Annotated in this window: 14 protein-coding genes and 1 pseudogene; 4 read left to right on the top strand and 11 right to left on the bottom strand. The window is 63.5% G+C overall.

Features of this window, described 5'->3' with window-relative positions; all coding sequences use genetic code 11:
- Positions 1–54: 54 nt before the first annotated feature.
- The 10 genes and pseudogenes from tatC to G5V57_RS28015 all read right to left on the bottom strand — a co-directional run bounded on the left by tatC (position 55) and on the right by G5V57_RS28015 (position 12,523).
- Positions 55–843: a twin-arginine translocase subunit TatC gene (tatC, locus tag G5V57_RS28060; protein WP_165171565.1), complete on the bottom strand. Its 789-nt coding sequence runs from the start codon at positions 841–843 to the stop codon at positions 55–57.
- On the bottom strand, positions 843–1,301 hold the full coding sequence (gene tatB / locus G5V57_RS28055) for a Sec-independent protein translocase protein TatB (protein ID WP_165171563.1): 459 nt from the start codon (positions 1,299–1,301) through the stop codon (positions 843–845). The genes tatC and tatB overlap by 1 nt, the downstream gene beginning before the upstream one ends.
- A 41-nt stretch (positions 1,302–1,342) precedes the next feature.
- Positions 1,343–1,567, bottom strand: a complete 225-nt coding sequence (locus G5V57_RS28050) for a twin-arginine translocase TatA/TatE family subunit (protein WP_165171561.1) — start codon at positions 1,565–1,567, stop codon at positions 1,343–1,345.
- Between the two features lie 110 nt (positions 1,568–1,677).
- A complete protein-coding gene (locus tag G5V57_RS28045) occupies positions 1,678–2,808 on the bottom strand; it encodes an ABC transporter ATP-binding protein (RefSeq protein WP_246737401.1) in 1,131 nt (376 codons plus the stop codon).
- 168 nt (positions 2,809–2,976) lie between these two features.
- A complete protein-coding gene (gene scpB, locus G5V57_RS28040; protein ID WP_371744664.1) occupies positions 2,977–3,930 on the bottom strand; it encodes an SMC-Scp complex subunit ScpB in 954 nt (317 codons plus the stop codon).
- Positions 3,931–3,946: 16 nt separating this feature from the next.
- Entirely contained in the window at positions 3,947–4,771 is an 825-nt protein-coding gene (locus tag G5V57_RS28035; RefSeq protein WP_165171559.1) for a ScpA family protein, read from the bottom strand.
- Between the two features lie 219 nt (positions 4,772–4,990).
- Entirely contained in the window at positions 4,991–7,627 is a 2,637-nt protein-coding gene (locus G5V57_RS28030) for an SPOR domain-containing protein (protein WP_165171557.1), read from the bottom strand.
- Between the two features lie 16 nt (positions 7,628–7,643).
- Positions 7,644–9,376: pseudogene (argS, locus tag G5V57_RS28025) on the bottom strand (arginine--tRNA ligase).
- A gap of 364 nt (positions 9,377–9,740) precedes the next feature.
- On the bottom strand, positions 9,741–11,303 hold the full coding sequence (locus G5V57_RS28020; protein ID WP_165171555.1) for a B12-binding domain-containing radical SAM protein: 1,563 nt from the start codon (positions 11,301–11,303) through the stop codon (positions 9,741–9,743).
- 32 nt (positions 11,304–11,335) lie between these two features.
- On the bottom strand, positions 11,336–12,523 hold the full coding sequence (locus tag G5V57_RS28015; RefSeq protein ID WP_165171553.1) for a deoxyguanosinetriphosphate triphosphohydrolase: 1,188 nt from the start codon (positions 12,521–12,523) through the stop codon (positions 11,336–11,338).
- Positions 12,524–12,577: 54 nt separating this feature from the next.
- On the opposite strand from G5V57_RS28015, the gene erpA reads away from it, so the two are divergent.
- The 4 genes from erpA to xth all read left to right on the top strand — a co-directional run bounded on the left by erpA (position 12,578) and on the right by xth (position 16,607).
- The gene (gene erpA / locus G5V57_RS28010) at positions 12,578–12,907 is read left to right on the top strand and encodes an iron-sulfur cluster insertion protein ErpA (RefSeq protein WP_165171552.1); all 330 of its coding nucleotides are present in this window, start codon (positions 12,578–12,580) and stop codon (positions 12,905–12,907) included.
- A gap of 2 nt (positions 12,908–12,909) precedes the next feature.
- Entirely contained in the window at positions 12,910–13,863 is a 954-nt protein-coding gene (locus G5V57_RS28005; RefSeq protein WP_165174297.1) for an aldo/keto reductase, read from the top strand.
- 131 nt (positions 13,864–13,994) lie between these two features.
- Entirely contained in the window at positions 13,995–15,581 is a 1,587-nt protein-coding gene (locus G5V57_RS28000; protein WP_206530111.1) for a PAN domain-containing protein, read from the top strand.
- 255 nt (positions 15,582–15,836) lie between these two features.
- Positions 15,837–16,607 (top strand): exodeoxyribonuclease III, encoded by a 771-nt coding sequence (xth, locus tag G5V57_RS27995; RefSeq protein WP_165171551.1) that lies wholly within the window; start codon positions 15,837–15,839, stop codon positions 16,605–16,607.
- A 59-nt stretch (positions 16,608–16,666) separates the two neighbouring features.
- Here the strand turns inward: xth and G5V57_RS27990 are convergent, their stop codons facing one another.
- The gene (locus G5V57_RS27990; protein ID WP_165171550.1) at positions 16,667–17,551 is read right to left on the bottom strand and encodes a tetratricopeptide repeat protein; all 885 of its coding nucleotides are present in this window, start codon (positions 17,549–17,551) and stop codon (positions 16,667–16,669) included.
- Positions 17,552–17,560: the final 9 nt, after the last annotated feature.

The following is a 17,560-nucleotide window of genomic DNA, read 5'->3' as shown; positions in this document are numbered from 1 at the left end:
CCGAGGCAAAGCCTCACGACTCACAACTCATGTCTTAAGAATTTAAGGACAGGCTTAGCCGGATTTGGCCTCTTCTGCTTCCGCCTTGGCGGCGGCGGCGGCGCGGCGCCGCTCAAGGAAGCGCACCGCCTGCACCGATACCTCGTAGAGGCCCATCAGCGGCACCGCCATGGCGATCTGCGAGATGGGATCCGGCGGGGTCAGGACGGCGGCCACGACGAAGACACCGACGATGGCGAATTTCCGACCACTCCTCAGCTGCTCATAGGAGAGCACACCGATCTGCCCCAGGAGCGTCAGGATCACAGGTAGCTGGAAGCACAGTCCGAAAGCCAGGACCAGCATCATCACGAAGTCGAGATAGGCCTCGACGTCGGGCATGAGCGACACGCCGGTACCTTCAACCAGACTGTAGAAGAACTTGATGGCAACCGGCAGCAGGAAGAAGAATACCAGACAGGCGCCCAGCACGAAGAATATCGGCGTCGCGATCAGGTAAGGCCGAAACGCGTTGCGCTCGTTGTTATAGAGGCCGGGGGCCACGAAACGGTAGATCTGGATGGCGATCAGCGGGAAAGTAATGAACATCGCTCCGAAGAACGCGATCTTCAGTTTCACCAGGAAGAAGCCGAGCAGCTTGATGGTGATGAGCTGGATATCAGTGCCGATGCCCGTTCCCCATTTGAAGGGGAGAATAAGAATCTCGAAAATCTGGGTCGAGAAGGCAAAGCTTCCGATGAAGGCGATGGCAAAGCCGATCACGATATAGATCAGCCGGCGGCGCAGCTCGATCAGGTGCTCGATCAGCGGGGCTTCGGTGGCGTCGATATCGGCCTGGCTCATCAGTGCACCGTCGGCGGTGTTTCGGTTTTGGGCGCGGTCGCCGTGGGCTCGGCCTTCACCGATTCGGCAGCTGCGGCAGCTGGCGGCTCAGTGGGCTTGGCGCCGTTATCACCGAAATACGTCTTGAAGTCGTCTTCCTGCTTCTTGAGATCGGCGGAGAGTTCCTTGGCCACCTGAGGAATCGGATTCGACGCGGAGATCGAATTGATCTCCTTCTTGATATCCTCGACCGGATTCATGGTCTTGAGATTGTTGATCTCTTTCTTGATTTCGTCGACGCCCGCCTCGCGCATCGCCTCGTCGAGATGGCCCTGGAACTCACGCGCCATGCCGCGCACCTTCTGCATGGTGCGCCCAAAAGCGCGCAGCACCTTGGGGAGGTCCTTTGGGCCTATGACGATGATCGCTACCAAGGCGATCACCATCAGTTCGGTATAGCCGATGCCGAAGTCAAACATTATGGCTCTCCGGCCCCGTAAGCAGCGGGCCGCGCCTCAGCTCAGCTCTGGACCTTGTCGCCGACCTTGGTCTCGGCCGACTGCTCGAGCGACTTGGTCTTGTCGGCATCCGCATTGGCTTCGGTCGTGTCGTCGGCCATTCCCTTCTTGAAGCTCTTGATGCCCTTGGCGACGTCGCCCATCAGATCGGAGATCTTGCCGCGGCCGAACAGGAGCACGACCACCAGGATCACCAGAAGCCAGTGCCAAATCGAAAGCGAACCCATTTACTGCTACTCCCTTGAACTTATTCAGGGCTTTCCCAGCCCGCGTCGCGCGCACTATTGCAGAAAGGGGTCAGCGCCGCAACAAAACTGCCCGTAACGCGCATATGGTCTTAGATGGGGGTGGAACCATTGGCCGTAAAGACCAAAACCTGCGCCGGATCAATGGTAAAAGTCGCGCTTACGCCCTGGCGCGGAGCAAGCGATGCTGGCATGCGGATGGCGAGCGGCGCCTCCAGCCCCTTGAATATGACGGACAAGGCATTGGCATCGCCAATGAAGCGGGAACTCAGCACGAACCCCTCGGGACCGATGTCGGAGGGGGCCAGCGAAAATGCCTGCGGGCGCAGCATGACCAGTACCGCCTCGCCATCGGTGCGCCCGGGAGCAGGAAATGTTCCGAGAGGCGTCTCGGCCAGGCCGCCGCGCACCCGTCCCGTCAGCTCGTTCATGTCGCAGAAGAAGCGCGCCGCCTCGGCATCGGCGGGGCGGCCATAGATTTCGGTCGGCGTGCCGGTCTGGATGAGGCGGCCGCGGCGCATGAGCAAAATGCGGTCAGCCAGCCCGAGAGCCTCTGTCGGGTCGTGCGTCACCAGCATTGCGGTGGCGCGCGTCTCCTTGAGCAGAGCCAGGGTCTCGGCGCGGACATTGTCGCGCAGGCGCTGGTCCAGCCCCGAAAAAGGCTCATCCATGAGCATCACCTGCGGGCGCGGCACGATGGCCCGTGCCAGGGCAACGCGCTGCTGCTCGCCCCCCGACAGGCGATGGGGATATTCGCGTTCGTATTCCTCTAGCCCTACGCGCTTCAGGGCCAGGCGCGCTTCCTTCAGCGCGTCGGCGCGCTTGAGACCACGCAGGCCGAAAGCTACATTGTCGATGATCGACATATGCGGGAAAAGCGCAAAATCCTGGAACATCAGTCCGATGTTTCGCTTTTCCGGCGGCACGAACCGGCCGGCGCCCGCCATCTCCAGACCGTCGATGAGGACGCGGCCGCTTTCCGGGCGCTCGATGCCCGCCGCGATGCGCAGCAGCGTCGTCTTGCCGCAACCGGACGGGCCCAGAAGACAGACGATCTCCCCGGGCGACAGATCGAAGCTGACGTTGCGCACGGCTGGGACAGGCCCGTAGCTCAGACTCACATCTTCAAAAGTGAGGCGTCCGGCGAAAGTCGCGGCGGCCGTACCGCGTGGGCCCCAGTCATGCGGCCGCGTCGTGCCGGTGGTGAGTTCTGCCATTTCCATGGGGGGCGGTGTACACTATCCCCCGGCGATCGGCAAAGACGGCCAACCCGCGCAGAATGCAAAAAGTGGGCACCAGACTTTCGCAGGAATCCCGCGCTGACATTCAAGAATCGACCACGTTCATGAGTTTGGATTGACTCAATCCAAACTCATCGTGATCTCTGGCGGTCAGGAATTGGGCTCTTCCGGCTTGGGCTCATCGGCCCCCGCATCATCCCCCTGCCCGCTCTCCTCAAGCTCGGCCTCGAGAGTCTCGGTCATGACCTCCTCAGCGTCCGCCATGACCTCGTTCTCCTCAGGCAGATGCATTTCGAGCGGTGTCTCCTCGGTGCCGTCGAGCGGATCCTCATCCGGGGTCAGTTCGTCGGACATCCTGGGCACCGGCATGTCGAAGCCGGGCGGCATGGTGGTGTCGAGCAGGCCGGCGCCGCGCAGCTCCTGCAGGCCCGGCAGGTCGGCAATCTCGTTCAGGCCGAAATGGGCAAGGAATGCCGGCGCGGTGCCATAGGTGACGGGTCGTCCCGGGGTGCGGCGGCGGCCACGCATGCGTGTCCAGCCGATTTCGAGCAGCGTGTCGAGCGTGCCTTTGGAAATGGCGACACCGCGGATCTCTTCGATCTCGGCGCGCGTCACCGGCTGATGATAGGCGATGATCGCAAGCGTCTCGAGCGCCGCCTTGGACAGGCGCTTCTGTTCGACAGCCTCGCGGCGCAACAGGAAACTCAAGTCGCTCGCTGTGCGCAGCGCCCAGCGCCCTGAAACCTGGACGAGGTTGACACCGCGATTGGCATAGTTTGCCTGCAGATCCTCGAGCAGAGACGGCAGATCGGCGCCTTCCGGCAAGGCGGCGCCCAATTGTTCCGTGGACAGAGGCTCGGACGCAGCGAACAGCAGCGCCTCGACGATCCGCAGATGATGGCTGCGATCGGCGCGCGGATGCATTGTCACGACATCGCTCATCTCCGGCATGGGCTCTTCAGCCACTAGCTCATCGGTCGCTACCGGTTCATCACTCGCCACGGCTTCGTCGGTCGCCAAGGCTTCGTCGGTCACCAAGGCCTCATCGGTCGCCAAGGCCTCATCGGTCTCGACATCATTCGCAATTGCCTGTGGCCTTGTCATGACTTCCATTTCCTTCTCACGCGGCGCTGGCGCGCCGACGCATGTAAATAGGCTCGAAGGCCCGTTCCTGCCTGATTTCGATCACCCCTTCGCGGGCGAGTTCGAGGCTCGCGGTGAAGCTCGATGCGACGACCGTCGCCCGGCCTTCCGGCGTCGAGAAATAATCGGCGAGCCAGCTGTCGAGGCTGTTCCAATTGTCCATGCGGCCGACGAGGCGCTCGAGGATCTGGCGCGCATCCTTGATCGACCAGGCCTTTATGCGCTTGATCGTGTAGGTATTGTGGCGCGCCAGCTTCTGACGCCGTGTCGTATAGGCCTTCAGCAGGTCGATCAGATTGTCGGTATATTCGACCCTGGTATCGAAGACGAGCTTCTCCGGATCGCCGCGCTCGAACACGTCGCGGCCCAGGCGATCACGCGCCATGAGCTTCGCCGCGGCTTCGCGCATCGCCTGCAGCTTCTGCAGACGGAAAGAGAGCTGGGCGGCAAGATCTTCGGCCGGCACTTCCTCATCGCCGGGTGCGCGCGGCAGCAACAGACGCGATTTGAGATAGGCGAGCCACGCCGCCATTACCAGATAGTCGGCCGCGATTTCGAGCCGGCGCTGGCGCGCCTGCTCGATGAAAGCCAGATACTGCTCGACCAGCGCCAGCATGGAGATCTGGGAAAGATCGATCTTGTGCTGGCGAGCCAGTTCCAGCAGCAAGTCCATAGGGCCTTCGTAGCCCAGGATGTCGATGATGAGGGTCTCCTCATTATCGGGCTCCTGCGCAGCCTCCTGGCGGACCGGGCCTTCTCCGTCCGGCCATTTGGTTTCGGTCGTGTTCTCTTCGCTGGTCATCTTCGTGCAATCGCCTTTAGCCGCTTGTCGCAGAAAGCAGAGGTGATTCGCCCTCTTCCCGACAGATTATCCCCAGATTCCAAGCTTTTCGAGGCAGATCGCGATCAGTTCGGGTCGGCCCGACCTGAGCCAATAGACGCGATCATCGCGCGCCAATCGCGCGGCTTCTTGGCACGCAGGCGGTCCGGCTCGCCGATGTCGAATTCCTGATGGTCCGGCTCAGTTGCCGCGCACGAGACAGTCGCGCTCGCCGGCCGAAATGAGCGATTCGCAGACTTTGGAGGCCTGCGCCTTCGAGGCCATTGGGCCGACGCTCAGGCGATAACGGGGAGCTCCCGCGACGGTCGCTTTTACGATGCGCGGGTTAAGACCGCTCAGCACGCCGCCGTGCTTGGCGCGCAGTCGATCAAATTCAGCCTGCGCCTCCGCTTCGGAGCGGAACGAGGCGAGCTGGGCGGAAAAGCCGCCGGTGCTTGACGGTATGGCCTGCTGCGCCGGTTGTTCAGGCGCCGGCATCGGGATCGGCTGTGGTTCCGGGGCGGGCGCGATGGCCGCGATCTGCTGCGGCGCGGCCTGCTGCGGCTCGGCGCCGGAGGAATCCGCCGCGACAGCGTTCGGGTCGGGGGAATTGGCCCAGTTGCCGGCCACTCCACGGGCCTGGGCATTCTCGGCCGCTTTGCCGGTCAGCTTACGTTTGCCGGTCGGGCCGCTGCCGAAATTGAAGAAAGATCTTGATTTTTCCTCGGTCGCTGCGCTCTCGGTCGTGGGAACGGCGGGAGCCGCCTCCGGCGTCGGTTGGGCGGCGTTCGCAGCGGGCGGCTGCGCGGGAGGAACGAGGACAAGAGGTTCGACGGCACCGCTTTGGGTGGAATCAGGGGCGGCCGCCTCTGCGGCGGCGGTCGTCTTTACCGGCTTCTTCTCTGCAGCTTTCGCTTTAGGCTTGGCCGGCTGCGGTTGGGGCGGAAGCGCTTCGGGTTCGCTCACCACCTGCTCCGCCGTTGGCGGTGGTGCCGCTGCAATCTCTTCTGTGGCCTTGGCCAGTTGGCCTGGTACCGGAGCACCGTCGTCGGCCGAGCTCGTCGAGGCCGGCTCGGGAACCTGCGACGAAGCCGTGGTTTGACCCACGGCTCCGGCGGCAGCAGTCTGCTGGCCAGTACTATTCGACAGAGAACCTTGCTGATCCGTCGCCCCCGGCGGGGGCAGAGGCAGCGGCAATGGCTCGCTGGTATTGTCCTGCGTACCGCTCGACGGCGTGGGGAGAGGCGCGGCACCCTGTCCCTCATTCGTGCCCGTCGGCTCTACGGCCTGCGGCGTCTCCTGGGTGGGCACCACCTGGCTGCCGCTGTTGATCTCGTCATCGCCCAGAATGCGGTCGTAGATCTGCTTGCGCTGGGCGTCAGTCGGCTGGGCGGTTCCCTGCGTGCCGAGCGTCGATCCGCTTGAGCTCTCCGGGGCCGACTTGGGCGACTGATCGGGCGCCTCGATGACCGGCACATTGCCGCCATTCGCTTGCCCTTGCGGCTTCATGTAGGTGAGATAGTAATAGATGATGCCTGCGGTCAGGATGATGCCGCCGAGAAGGATCGCCAGAAGCGCCGGCCATGGGCCACGGCGGCGACGCTCGGTGTCATAGCCTTCCTCGTAGTCGCGATAGGCGCGATTGTAATCCTGAGCCGAAGCGCGGCGACGCTGTGGCCGTGGCGGCTCCTCATCCTCGAAAACCTCGTTGACATCCTCGTCATAGGGCGGCGGCGCTTGCTGGCGCCCTCGCGCCGGAACGGGCGGACGCCGGCGATAATCGGGCAGCGACGGCCCATCATGTCCTTCGCCATAGGCCTGGGTTTGCGCGGCCGGCGGCAGAGCCGGTCCGCGGCGGTAGGAGTCATATTCCCGATTGACCGGAGGCTCGCGGCTGACCGGAGGTTCGCGATTGACCGGAGGCCGTGGCAGAGGAGCGTCGCGGCGCGCCAGCGGATCCTCGCGATAGGCAGCCGTATCGGCGTATGGCCGGGACTTCGGCGTGAAGCCGCCGCTCGGCGGGGGATCGAGTGAGCGGTAGTTGCCGCCGGGAGGCTGCGACGGCCCGTTATAGCGCGGCTGGAAGGCAGGCCCGGCAGGCGGCTGCGCCGCGGGAACCCTTGGCGGCGGCTGCGGCGGTCGCGATAGCGGAGCGGCGGCGGTGCCGCCGAGCGCCGGACGCGGTGGGGTCAGCGGTGGGGGCGCGTTTCCAGTCCCTCCCTTGCCGGCGAAGGACGGATATTCGCGCTCGGGCGGCGAGACTGACGGAGGCGAAGGCGAGGTGGTCTCACGCTTGTCCTTGGCCAGTTCTTCCGGCGAGAAAGTGAATTTGGGCTTTTCCGGCGATGCCGGCCGCTGGCTCTGCGGCGGAGGCGTCGGCTGCGCCGGTGGTGGCGCGACCCGATTGCCGCGCGCTTGTGCAACACGCTGCTCGGCCAACCGCTCAGCGGCTTGGCGCTCGGCGCGCAGGCGGTCACCCAATCCGGCGGCCCCCTTAGGCAGCGGCGTGACCGGACGTCCGGATGGCTGCGGTTGTTGCTGCGCCTGGGGCTGTTGCTGCGCCTGTGGCTGGGCTTGCGGTTTGGCCTGCGCCTGGGGCGGGACACGCGGCGCCATCGGCGCCGGTGTGCGCGGCGCCATGGGGGCCGGCCGGGTTACCGGCTGGTGACCCTGCATCGCTGGCGGCTGCTTTGCCTCGCGCGGCGGGACTGGCTTAGCCGCGTCGGCCGCGGGCTTGAACTCATCTGAAATCTTGGGCATTTCCTTGCTGGCATTTCCCATGCCTAGCCGTTCGCGCCAGCGGGCCTTGCCGGGATTGTTCGTCGTATCCTGATCCATCCACTTGTTCCCGCGTCTACATTTCCTCTACGGGCTTCACGCCAAGGATTCCTAGGCCGTTAGCCAGAACATAGCGAATCACGCGCAATAAAGCGAGGCGTGCAAGGCTAGTTTGCATGTTGGAACCCAAAATAAATCTTAATTGCGGCGACTCTTTGCCCTTGTTCCAGAGGGCGTGGAAATCACTAGCCAGATCATACAGATAAAAAGCTATCCTATGAGGCTCGTGAGCTAGAGCGGCGGCCTCCACCAAGCGCGGATACTCGCCGATCCGGCGCACCAGCTGCAGTTCCGCCTCATCGACGAGTCGTGAAAAATCCGGCTCGGCCGCGCTTTCCGCGAGTTCGCCTGCATTGCGGAAGACCGAGCAGATCCGGGCATGGGCATATTGCACATAAAAAACCGGATTATCCTTCGACTGTTCGGTGACTTTCTTAAAGTCGAAATCTAACGGCGCCTCGTTCTTGCGGTAGAGCATCATGAAGCGCACGACGTCAGAGCCGACTTCCTCGACGACTTCACGCAGGGTGACGAACTCACCTGCCCGCTTCGACATGCGTACCGGCTCGCCATCCCGGAACAGCTTCACCAGCTGACACAGCCGGACGACGACGCTCACCTTGCGGTTGCCGGCATTGGCCGCGCCTATCGCCTCGAGCCGTTTGACATAGCCGGCATGGTCTGCGCCCAGCACATAGACCAGTTCGGTGAAGCCGCGCAGGATCTTGTGGCGCGAATAGGCGATGTCGGAGGCGAAATAGGTATAGGTGCCATCCGACTTGATCAGCGGCCGATCGATATCGTCGCCAAATTGGGTGGCGCGGAACAGCGTCTGCTCGCGATCCTCCCAGTCCTCCGGCAACTCGCCCTTCGGCGGCGGCAGGCGGCCTTCATAGATGAGATCGCGTGCCCGCAAATCCTCGACCGTGCGGTCAACTTCGCCCGATGTATGGAGCGATTTCTCGGAGACGAAGACCTCCTGGCGGATATTGAGCGTCGCCAGATCCGCCCGAATGAGCTCCATCATCATGGCTAGCGCCCTGTCGCGCACGATGGGCAGCCACGCTTCCTCGGGCATGTCGAGCAGCGCCTTGTCATGATCGTAGGCGAGCGCCTGACCCACCGGCTTCAAGTAGTCGCCGGGATACAGCCCCCCGGAATCTCGCCGATGTCCTCACCCAGCGCTTCGCGGTAGCGCAGATAGGCCGAGCGGGCCAGCACATCGACCTGCCCGCCGGCGTCATTGACATAGTATTCGCGAGCGACGGCATAGCCCGCACGGCTCAGCAGTTCGGCCAGCGCGTCGCCGAAGACGGCGCCCCGGCAATGGCCGACATGCAGGGGCCCAGTCGGATTGGCCGAAACATATTCGACATTCACCTTCTCGCCCGCGCCAAGTGTCGAATGGCCGTATTTGTCACCCTGCCCCAAAGCCGCGCGGAGCAGTTTCGGCCAGAAGGAAGCTTTGAGCCTCATATTGATAAAGCCCGGGCCGGCAATGTCGGCGGACTCGATATCGGGGTCGGCGGCCAGTCGCTCGGCCACGAACTGCGCGATGGCCCGCGGCGGCATGCCGGCCGGCTTGGCCAGCACCATCGCCGCATTCGTGGCAAGGTCGCCATGCGCCGAATCGCGCGGCGGCTCGACCATCACACGGCTCAGGTCGAGGCCGTCGGGCAGCTTGCCTTGCCGTGCCAAGGCGTCGATCTCGGCGCGGACGATGTGCTGGAAATGGGCGAAGAGGTTCATTTAACTCAGGACTGATCAAGGCTTTCTGTCCGGCTCTGCCCTACCGGATGCCACTCGGTGCGTCAAACGGTAGGATCGATCGGCGGGACGGATAACGTCCGGTCACCCGCGATCAAGGACGCGTATTCCAAGTCCGATTACCGAGCAACGTGACCGCTCAAAGGCCCGAATATCAGTCCATTAAGCGCAATGATTCCGGCGCTTTGTCATTCGTTTGGTCACTTCGCCTTCACCCCCGACGGCGCCACCGCGGATACCGCTTTCGCGACCTGAGCCGGCGCTTTCACCGGCCGCGTTATCCACACCGGCCTCGGACCGCATACTGCGCGCATTGGCGCGCTACCCGGAGATTCGGTCATCCTGATCAGTACGTGTTGACCAGCGGTTTTTCGGTGGCCGCCAGTCTGCGGATGAATTTGTGCATGTGCCAATGAATGACGCATTTGAGCGCGTAGATCCGCAACAGCGACGGTTCCGGCCGCGCCTTGAGGAAGGACCAGAAGCGCCGGCGGTAGACTTGCCGAAGGCCCCTGTCCGGCACCTTGGCGAGAACCCTGAGCATTAGGCCGATCGATTCGACCCAAAGGCGCAACTCATGTTTGCGGTGCGTCCATGGGTGGTCCGACGCAAAGTCTTTCCACGCCCGGTCGATGACGATGCCGCCGTCGCGATAAAGATCGTCGACACGATCAAAATAGGCTTTGGTCTCATAAAGTCCGGTCATCAGCTGGACATAGCCCCGGCTGAGCGCCTCGCGGCTCATCCCGACGGGAAGCACATTGGTGCCGTGGGCCGGGTCGTCATCCTCATCGAGGCGGCCGGCCGCCTTGAGCCGGTCATAGAGCGGCGTGCGCGGAATAGCCGACAGCATGCCCACCATCGCCGTCGAGATGCGCGCCTCGCGCAGGAAGCGCTCCTGGGCGGCGAATATGTGTTCGTCGTCATGGTCGAAGCCGAGGATCATACCGGCCCAGACCTCCATCCCGCGATCCTGGATGCGGCGCACCTTGTCGACGAGACTTCCTCCCTTGCGCAGGTTCTGCAGCTTCTTTGCCTCTATCAACGCTTCCTCGTTCGGAGTTTCGATGCCGACAAAGACGGCGCCGATATTGGCTTCGACCATGAGCTGCATCAGTTCATCATCATCGGCGAGGTCGATCGAGGCCTCGGTGAAGAACAACAGCGGATAGGCGTTGCGGCGCTGCCAGTCGATGACGCTGCGCAGGACGTCCTTGATCGCCTTTTTGTTGCCGATGAGATTGTCGTCGACAATGAAGACAAGTGACAGCTTCTGGGCCCGCAGCTGATCGAGCTCGGCCAGGACCTGTTCGGATGTCTTGAGACGCGGCCGGCGCCCGAAGATCACGATGATATCGCAGAACTCGCACGTGAAAGGACAGCCGCGCGAGAATTGCACGGAGCCGAAGGCGTAGCGGTTCATCTTGAGCAGGTCGAGGCGCGGCAGCGGTATCCTGGTGATATCGGTCTTGTCCGCCTGCTCGTAGCGCTTCTGCGCGCTGCCCGCCTGCCAGTCGGCGAGGAACTGCGGCCAGGTTTCCTCCGCCTCGCCGACGAAGATCACGTCGGCGAGATCGCCGAAGTAGTCCTCCTTCACCGATATCCACGGGCCGCCCACCACCGTGAAGACCTTGCGGCGCTTCAACTCGGCGAGGATCTCGCGCATGCGATGGCGCTGCACGATCATGCCGGTCAAGGCGACGATGTCGGCCCTGGCGCAAAGATCGAAATCGATTGCCTCGACATTTTCATCGATCAGCGTGATGCGATGCGGCTCCGGCGTAAGGGCGGCGATCAGCGGCAGCGCCGCCACCGGCATGTTGGCGCGCTTGCCCAAAAGCGGCAACGCATGCTCCAGGCCCCAGAAGGAGATCTCGAATTTCGGATTGATGAGGACGATATCGGCCATGCCATCCTCCGCGCTCCCCACGCGAAGCCAGATTAGCGGAATAGCGGGTCGAGATCGAACAGTTTCTTGTGCTGGTCGAGGGCGTAGCGGTCGGTCATGCCGGCGATGAAATCGCAGACCTGACGGGCGAAGCCGCTGCGGTCGTCGGTGAAGGAATCCTCGCGCCAGTCGGGCGGCATCAGCTTGTGGTCGTTCATATAGGCTTCGAAGAGGTCGCGGATCACACGTTGCGCCCGCTCCATGATGGCGATAACCCGTTCATGGCGATACATGCGGTGCGACAGGAAGCTCTGCAGCACGCGGTTCTTTTCTCTCATCTGGGCGCCGAAAGCGATCACTGGCGCGCGCAAGCCTCTGACCTCCTCGACCGAGGTCGGCTTGAAGGCATCCAATCGCCTGTTGCTTTCGGCGAGCACGTCGCTGACCATCGCCGAGATCAGCCGGCGCACCGTCTCATGGATCATGCGCGGGCGCTCGAGCTTGGGATAGGCCTTCAGCACCTGGGCCAGAGCGGCGCCGACCAAGGGGTCGTCGCCCAGATCGATGACGTCGAACAGGCCGGCGCGCAGGCCGTCATCGATGTCATGGGCGTTATAGGCGATGTCATCGGCGATCGCCGCGGCCTGGGCCTCGGCGGAAGCGAAGGAGGCCAGCAGGAGATCATGCGCCTCGGCATAGTCGATGATGGCGGCCGGCAGCCCGGTTTCGCGGTAGTGGCCCAGCGCATGGCCCTCGCCATCGATCAGCGGCCCGTTGTGCTTGACCAGGCCTTCCAGCGTTTCCCAGGTGAGGTTCAGGCCGTCAAAGGCGGCATAGCGGCGCTCCAGCCTGGTAACGATGCGCAGACTCTGAGCATTGTGGTCGAAGCCGCCATGGTCACGCATCAGCCGGTCGAGCTCGCGCTCGCCGGCATGCCCGAAGGGCGTATGGCCGAGGTCATGCGCTAGCGCCAGGGCTTCGGTCAGATCCTCGTCGAGCCGCAGCACCCGGGCGATCGAGCGGGCGATCTGGGCGACCTCGATCGAATGGGTCAGCCGCGTGCGATAGTGATCGCCCTCGTGATAGACGAAGACCTGGGTCTTGTGCTTGAGGCGACGGAAAGCCGAAGAATGGATGATGCGGTCGCGGTCGCGCTCGAAGGGCGTGCGCGGCGGCGCATCGGGTTCCGGCGTCAGCCGGCCCCGGCTCCTGCCCGGATCCGACGCATAGGGAGCCCGCATCTCTCTCAAGCCCCCCCGTTGACAAGCGCGCCCGGGCGCACGACATATGTGACCATGACGGATACGGTTTCGATAACTTCCGCGGCGGCGAGCCGCATCAAGGATATCATGGCCGCCCATCCCGGCTCCGCAGGCTTGCGCGTCGCGGTCGAAGGCGGCGGCTGTTCCGGCTTCCAATATGATTTCAAGCTCGACTCCCAACGCGCCGATGATGATCTGGTCATCGAGAAGGACGGCGCCACCGTTCTGATCGATTCCGTCTCGCTCGTCTATATTACCGGGTCCGAGATCGATTTCGTCGACGACCTGATCGGACGCAGCTTCAAGGTCAACAACCCGCAGGCCACCATGTCGTGCGGCTGCGGCACCAGCTTCTCCATCTGACCATGCAGAAACGCAAGATTGGACGCTCGGATCTGGCGGTTGCGCCGCTGGGCCTTGGCGGCAATGTCTTCGGCTGGAGCGCCGACGAAAAGGCCTCTTTCGCCGTTCTCGACGCCTTCGCGGCCCAGGGCTTCAATCTGATCGACACGGCGGATGTCTATTCGACCTGGGTTCCCGGCCATCACGGGGGTGAATCCGAAACCATCATCGGCAAATGGATGAAGGCTCGCGGCAATCGTGCCGACATCGTGGTCACCACCAAGGTCGGCTCCGAGATGGGCCCCGGTCGGAAGGGCCTGTCGAGCCGTTATATCAAAAGCGCGGTTGAGGCCTCGCTCGGACGCCTCCAGACCGACTATATCGATCTCTATCTCTCCCATTGGGAGGATCCCGAAGCCGATCCGGAAGACACGCTCGGCGCCTATGCCGATCTGGTCAAGGCCGGAAAGGTGCGGGTGATCGGCAATTCGAACCACAGCGCCGAAACGATGCGCAAGATGCTTGCCATCAGCGCCCGGCATGGCTGGCCGCGCTTCGAGAATCTGCAGACCCACTACAATCTCTATGACCGCTCGGGCTACGAAGCCGAGCTCGAAGCCTTCTGCCGCGAGAATGAGATCGGCGTGACCAGCTATTTCTCGCTCGCCAAGGGTTTTCTGTCCGGCAAATACCGCAGCCGCGCCGACTTCTCGAAAAGCGCCGCGCGCGGCGAGGGGATGGACGCCTATCTCAATGACCGGGGCTTGCGTATCCTGGCCGCGCTCGATGCGGTGGCGAAGAGCCGGAGCGCCACGCCGGCACAGGTCGCCATCGCCTGGCTGATCGCCCGGCCGAGCCTTGTCGCCCCCATCGCCAGCGCCACGAGCGTCGAACAGCTACGGGACCTGATCAAGGCGGCGGAACTCCAACTGACCGCGGCAGAGATCGAACACCTCACCCAGGCGAGCATCGGCTAGAGAACTCCCCCTGGGGTTGCATCTCGGCGACACGCGCCGCGCAAATCCTAAACTGTAACAAGCGCGCCCTCTTGTTTGGCGATCACGCAGCTGTGATAGCTTCGCAAGTGAGTCGCCATTGGGGGGGAATCGTGTCCATCATCCTGCACCGCATCGTCGTCCTGTTCGGCATCCTGTTTCTGACGACCCTGGCCGCGCAAGCGCAGGAATGGAACACCGACCGGCCCGGAAACGACATACGCGACTTGGATCTGCGCGCTCCCGACTTCAATCTCTGCCGGCAGGCATGTGAGAAAAACGCCTCGTGCAAGGCATGGACCTATGTCAATCCGGGTGTCCAGGGACCACAGGCGCGCTGCTATCTCAAGTCCCCCGCGCCAGCCAAGGTCGCCAATAATTGTTGCGTGTCAGGCGAAAAGGTCGCCGACACGTCCGACCGCGAGGATATCTGCCGCGACTATTCTGTGCGCGCGGTGCAACAGAATGACGAGAATCTCCGTCTGCGCTGCAACTTCACCGGCTCATCCTGGCAGTCGAACCGCGATGAGCATTTCAACTGGTGCATGAGCGCCAGCAGAGCCGACCGCGAGCGTGAAGATCGCAACCGGATCAATAAGCTGGCCGAGTGCCGATCCTCCGGTGGTGGTGGCGGAGGCGGACGCGAGGACGAATGCCGCGACTATGCCGAGGAGGCGGTGACGGGCGCGCGCGAGGCCCGTGATCTCGGCTGCGGATATACGGGCGCCCGCTGGTCGCAGCGCTATGGCGAGCACTACAACTGGTGCCTCGGCGCCACCCGCGAGCAAGTGCGGGCCGAACGGACCGCCCGGGCGCAGGATCTGCGCTCCTGCCGGGCCGGCAATGACGGCGGCGACCGCGCCGAAGCCTGCCGCGATTATGCCGAGGAGGCGGTGTCCCAGATCGCCGATGCCAAACGCCGCGATTGCCGCTTCACCGGGGCGCGCTGGCAGGGCGGCTACAATGTCCATTACAATTGGTGCATGAGCGCCAGGCGCTCCGAGCGTGAGGCTGAATCGCGCGGACGCGCGGAAGAGCTCAGGCGCTGCCGCTCGGGCGACAGCGAGGGTGATCGCGCCGAGGCCTGCAGAGACTATTCGCGCCTCAGCATGGCGCAGATCCGCGAGGCAAGCCGGCTGGGCTGCGGCTTCGGCGGCGCGCGCTGGCAGGCGAGCAGTGCTGCCCATTACGAATGGTGCATGACGGCGCGGCGCGCCGACCGCGAGGCGGAGCTGCGCGCCCGCGAAGCGAGCCTCGAGCGCTGCCGCGCCGATGCCGGCGGCGGTGGGGAGGACGATGCGGGCTGCGTCGACTTCGCCAACCGCGCGGTGCGCCAGGCGCAGCGTAACCGCGCCCTGCGCTGCGGTTTCGAGGGCCCGCGCTGGCGGCCCGATTTCGACACGCATTACTCATGGTGCCAGTCGGCGCCGCAACAGGCGCGTGTGCGCGAGGATGCAAAACGCCAGGACCTGCTCAACCTATGCGCCGCCAAGCCGGACAAGGCGCAGGAATGCCGGCGCTATTCAAACCTCTCCATCGAGCAGCAGCGCACCAATCTCAGCGAGGGTTGCGGGTTCTCAGGTCCGCGCTGGCACACCAATTACGAAGATCACTTCGTCTGGTGCATGGACGCCTCGGGCGGCAAGCGGCTGGCCGAGATCGCGGCCCGCGTCGGCGCCCTGCTCGTCTGCACGAGGTAACGCCGCGATAGAGCGCCGGGCGTTCTCATGGAATTACCCCGGCGCTCTATCTCGTTGATTTTGTGCATCGGCTTATCCGATAACCGCACGCACTTCTCGGGCCGATGCTCTGGATCACGATGAGTTTGGATTGAGTCAATCCAGCGCATCGCGCGCAATTGTCAGCAGTGAACCTGCGCAAGCCACATCCGTGCTTGCGCAGGTGCTCGATACTTTGCAAACATCGCCCGGTTCTTCATCTTTCGAGTGCTCCCCATGCTGATCGCAACCTGGAACGTCAACAGCGTCAAAGCCCGACTCGACACGGTCACCGCCTGGCTCAAGGAGGCCTCGCCCGACGTCGTGTGCTTTCAGGAACTCAAATGCGAGGACATGGCCTTTCCGCGGCAGGTCTTCGAGGAATTGGGATACAATCTCGCCGTCCATGGCCAGAAGACCTATAATGGCGTGGCCATCCTGTCGAAGCTCCCCTTCGACGAGGTCAATATACGGCTTCCCGGCGATGACGGCGACGAACAGGCCCGTTATGTTGAAGCCGTGATCTCGGGCATCCGCATCGCCTCGATCTACCTGCCCAACGGCAATCCGGTAGCCAGCGAGAAATATGCCTACAAGCTCGGCTGGATGGACCGCCTCATCGCCCACGCACGTGGTCTCCTCGCCTATGAGGAGCCTTTCGTTCTGGCCGGTGACTACAATGTCATCCCGCAGGCGATCGACGCCAAGAATCCAGCGGAGTGGGTGAACGACGCGCTTTTCCTGCCGCCGACGCGCGCGAAATTCCGGGAGCTGATCAATCTCGGCCTGACGGAAGCGGTGCGCACCCTCGATCCGGAACCCGGCCTCTACACGTTCTGGGACTATCAGGCCGGCGCCTGGCAGAAGAACAATGGTATCCGCATCGACCACCTGCTGCTGTCGCCGCAAGCCGCCGACCGCCTGCAGTCGACGCGCATCGACAAGCATGTGCGCGCCTGGGAGAAGCCGTCCGATCACGTGCCGGTCGTCCTGCAGCTGGCGGCATGAAGTGGCGACTCGATCGCACACCCGCGACCGCCCGGCTCCGCGTATAAGCCCGGGCTGACCTATTCGGGGGTCTGGTTGGCCTCGTCGTCCGCCGGATACTGGTCGGCCCAGACGGTGGCGCGCGCTTCCGCCTCCAGTCGTTCGGCTTCGCTCGTCTCGGCCAGCATCTTGTCGAGCTGGTCGTAGATGCCAGGCGCCTCGCCCGGGCGGGTGGTCGAGCGGGCGAGCAGGTACCACATGATGGCGCGGGTACGGTCGCGGTTCACCACCTCGCCAGTCCAGTAGAGATCACCGAGGGCGGCTTCGGCAGGCGCATAGCGCTTCTTGGCCGCCGCTAACAGCCAGCGTAAGCCCTGCTCAGGCTGCTTGCGCATGCCCTGGCCACGCAGCGCCATCATGCCCAACGCATATTGCGAGGCGGGATGACCATATGTTGCCGCCAGGCGGTAGATGCGGTTGGCGCGGTCGAAATTCTGATTGACGCCCGCCTCCTTGCTGCCGGTGCGGTAATAATCGGCGACCCGAACCAGGGCGTCGACCATGATCCGCAGCCGGTTCTGATCGCTCTCTTCGGAATCGAAGGCGTCAGCGACGCGACCATAATAGGAGAAAGCCTTCGCGTCGTCGCGCGTTACACCGCGACCCAGGCGATACATGTGGCCCAGATACCAGTCGGCGACGATATTGTTGTCGTCCGACGCCCGCTCGAAATATTTGCGCGCCTTGGCGAAATCGCCTTCCTTGTAGGCGCGCTTGGCCTTCTTGAGATCGTCGGTCCAGAATGGGATGAAATCGAGATCCGGCGTCTTGATATCCGGCGCCGCCGGCAGATAAGAGTAGAAATCAGAGGTCCAGCCACCATCCTGAGCGTTGGCGGAATCCAGGTGGGCCGCGAACCAGGCGGCAATCAAGGCCACCGTCGCAATCACTCCACGCGCCAACATACTCGCGCG

The sequence above is a fragment of the Nordella sp. HKS 07 genome, from assembly GCF_011046735.1.
Taxonomy (GTDB): domain Bacteria; phylum Pseudomonadota; class Alphaproteobacteria; order Rhizobiales; family Aestuariivirgaceae; genus Taklimakanibacter.
Note: the sequence above shows the minus strand (reverse complement) of the source record. Positions and strands in the feature narration are given on the sequence as shown.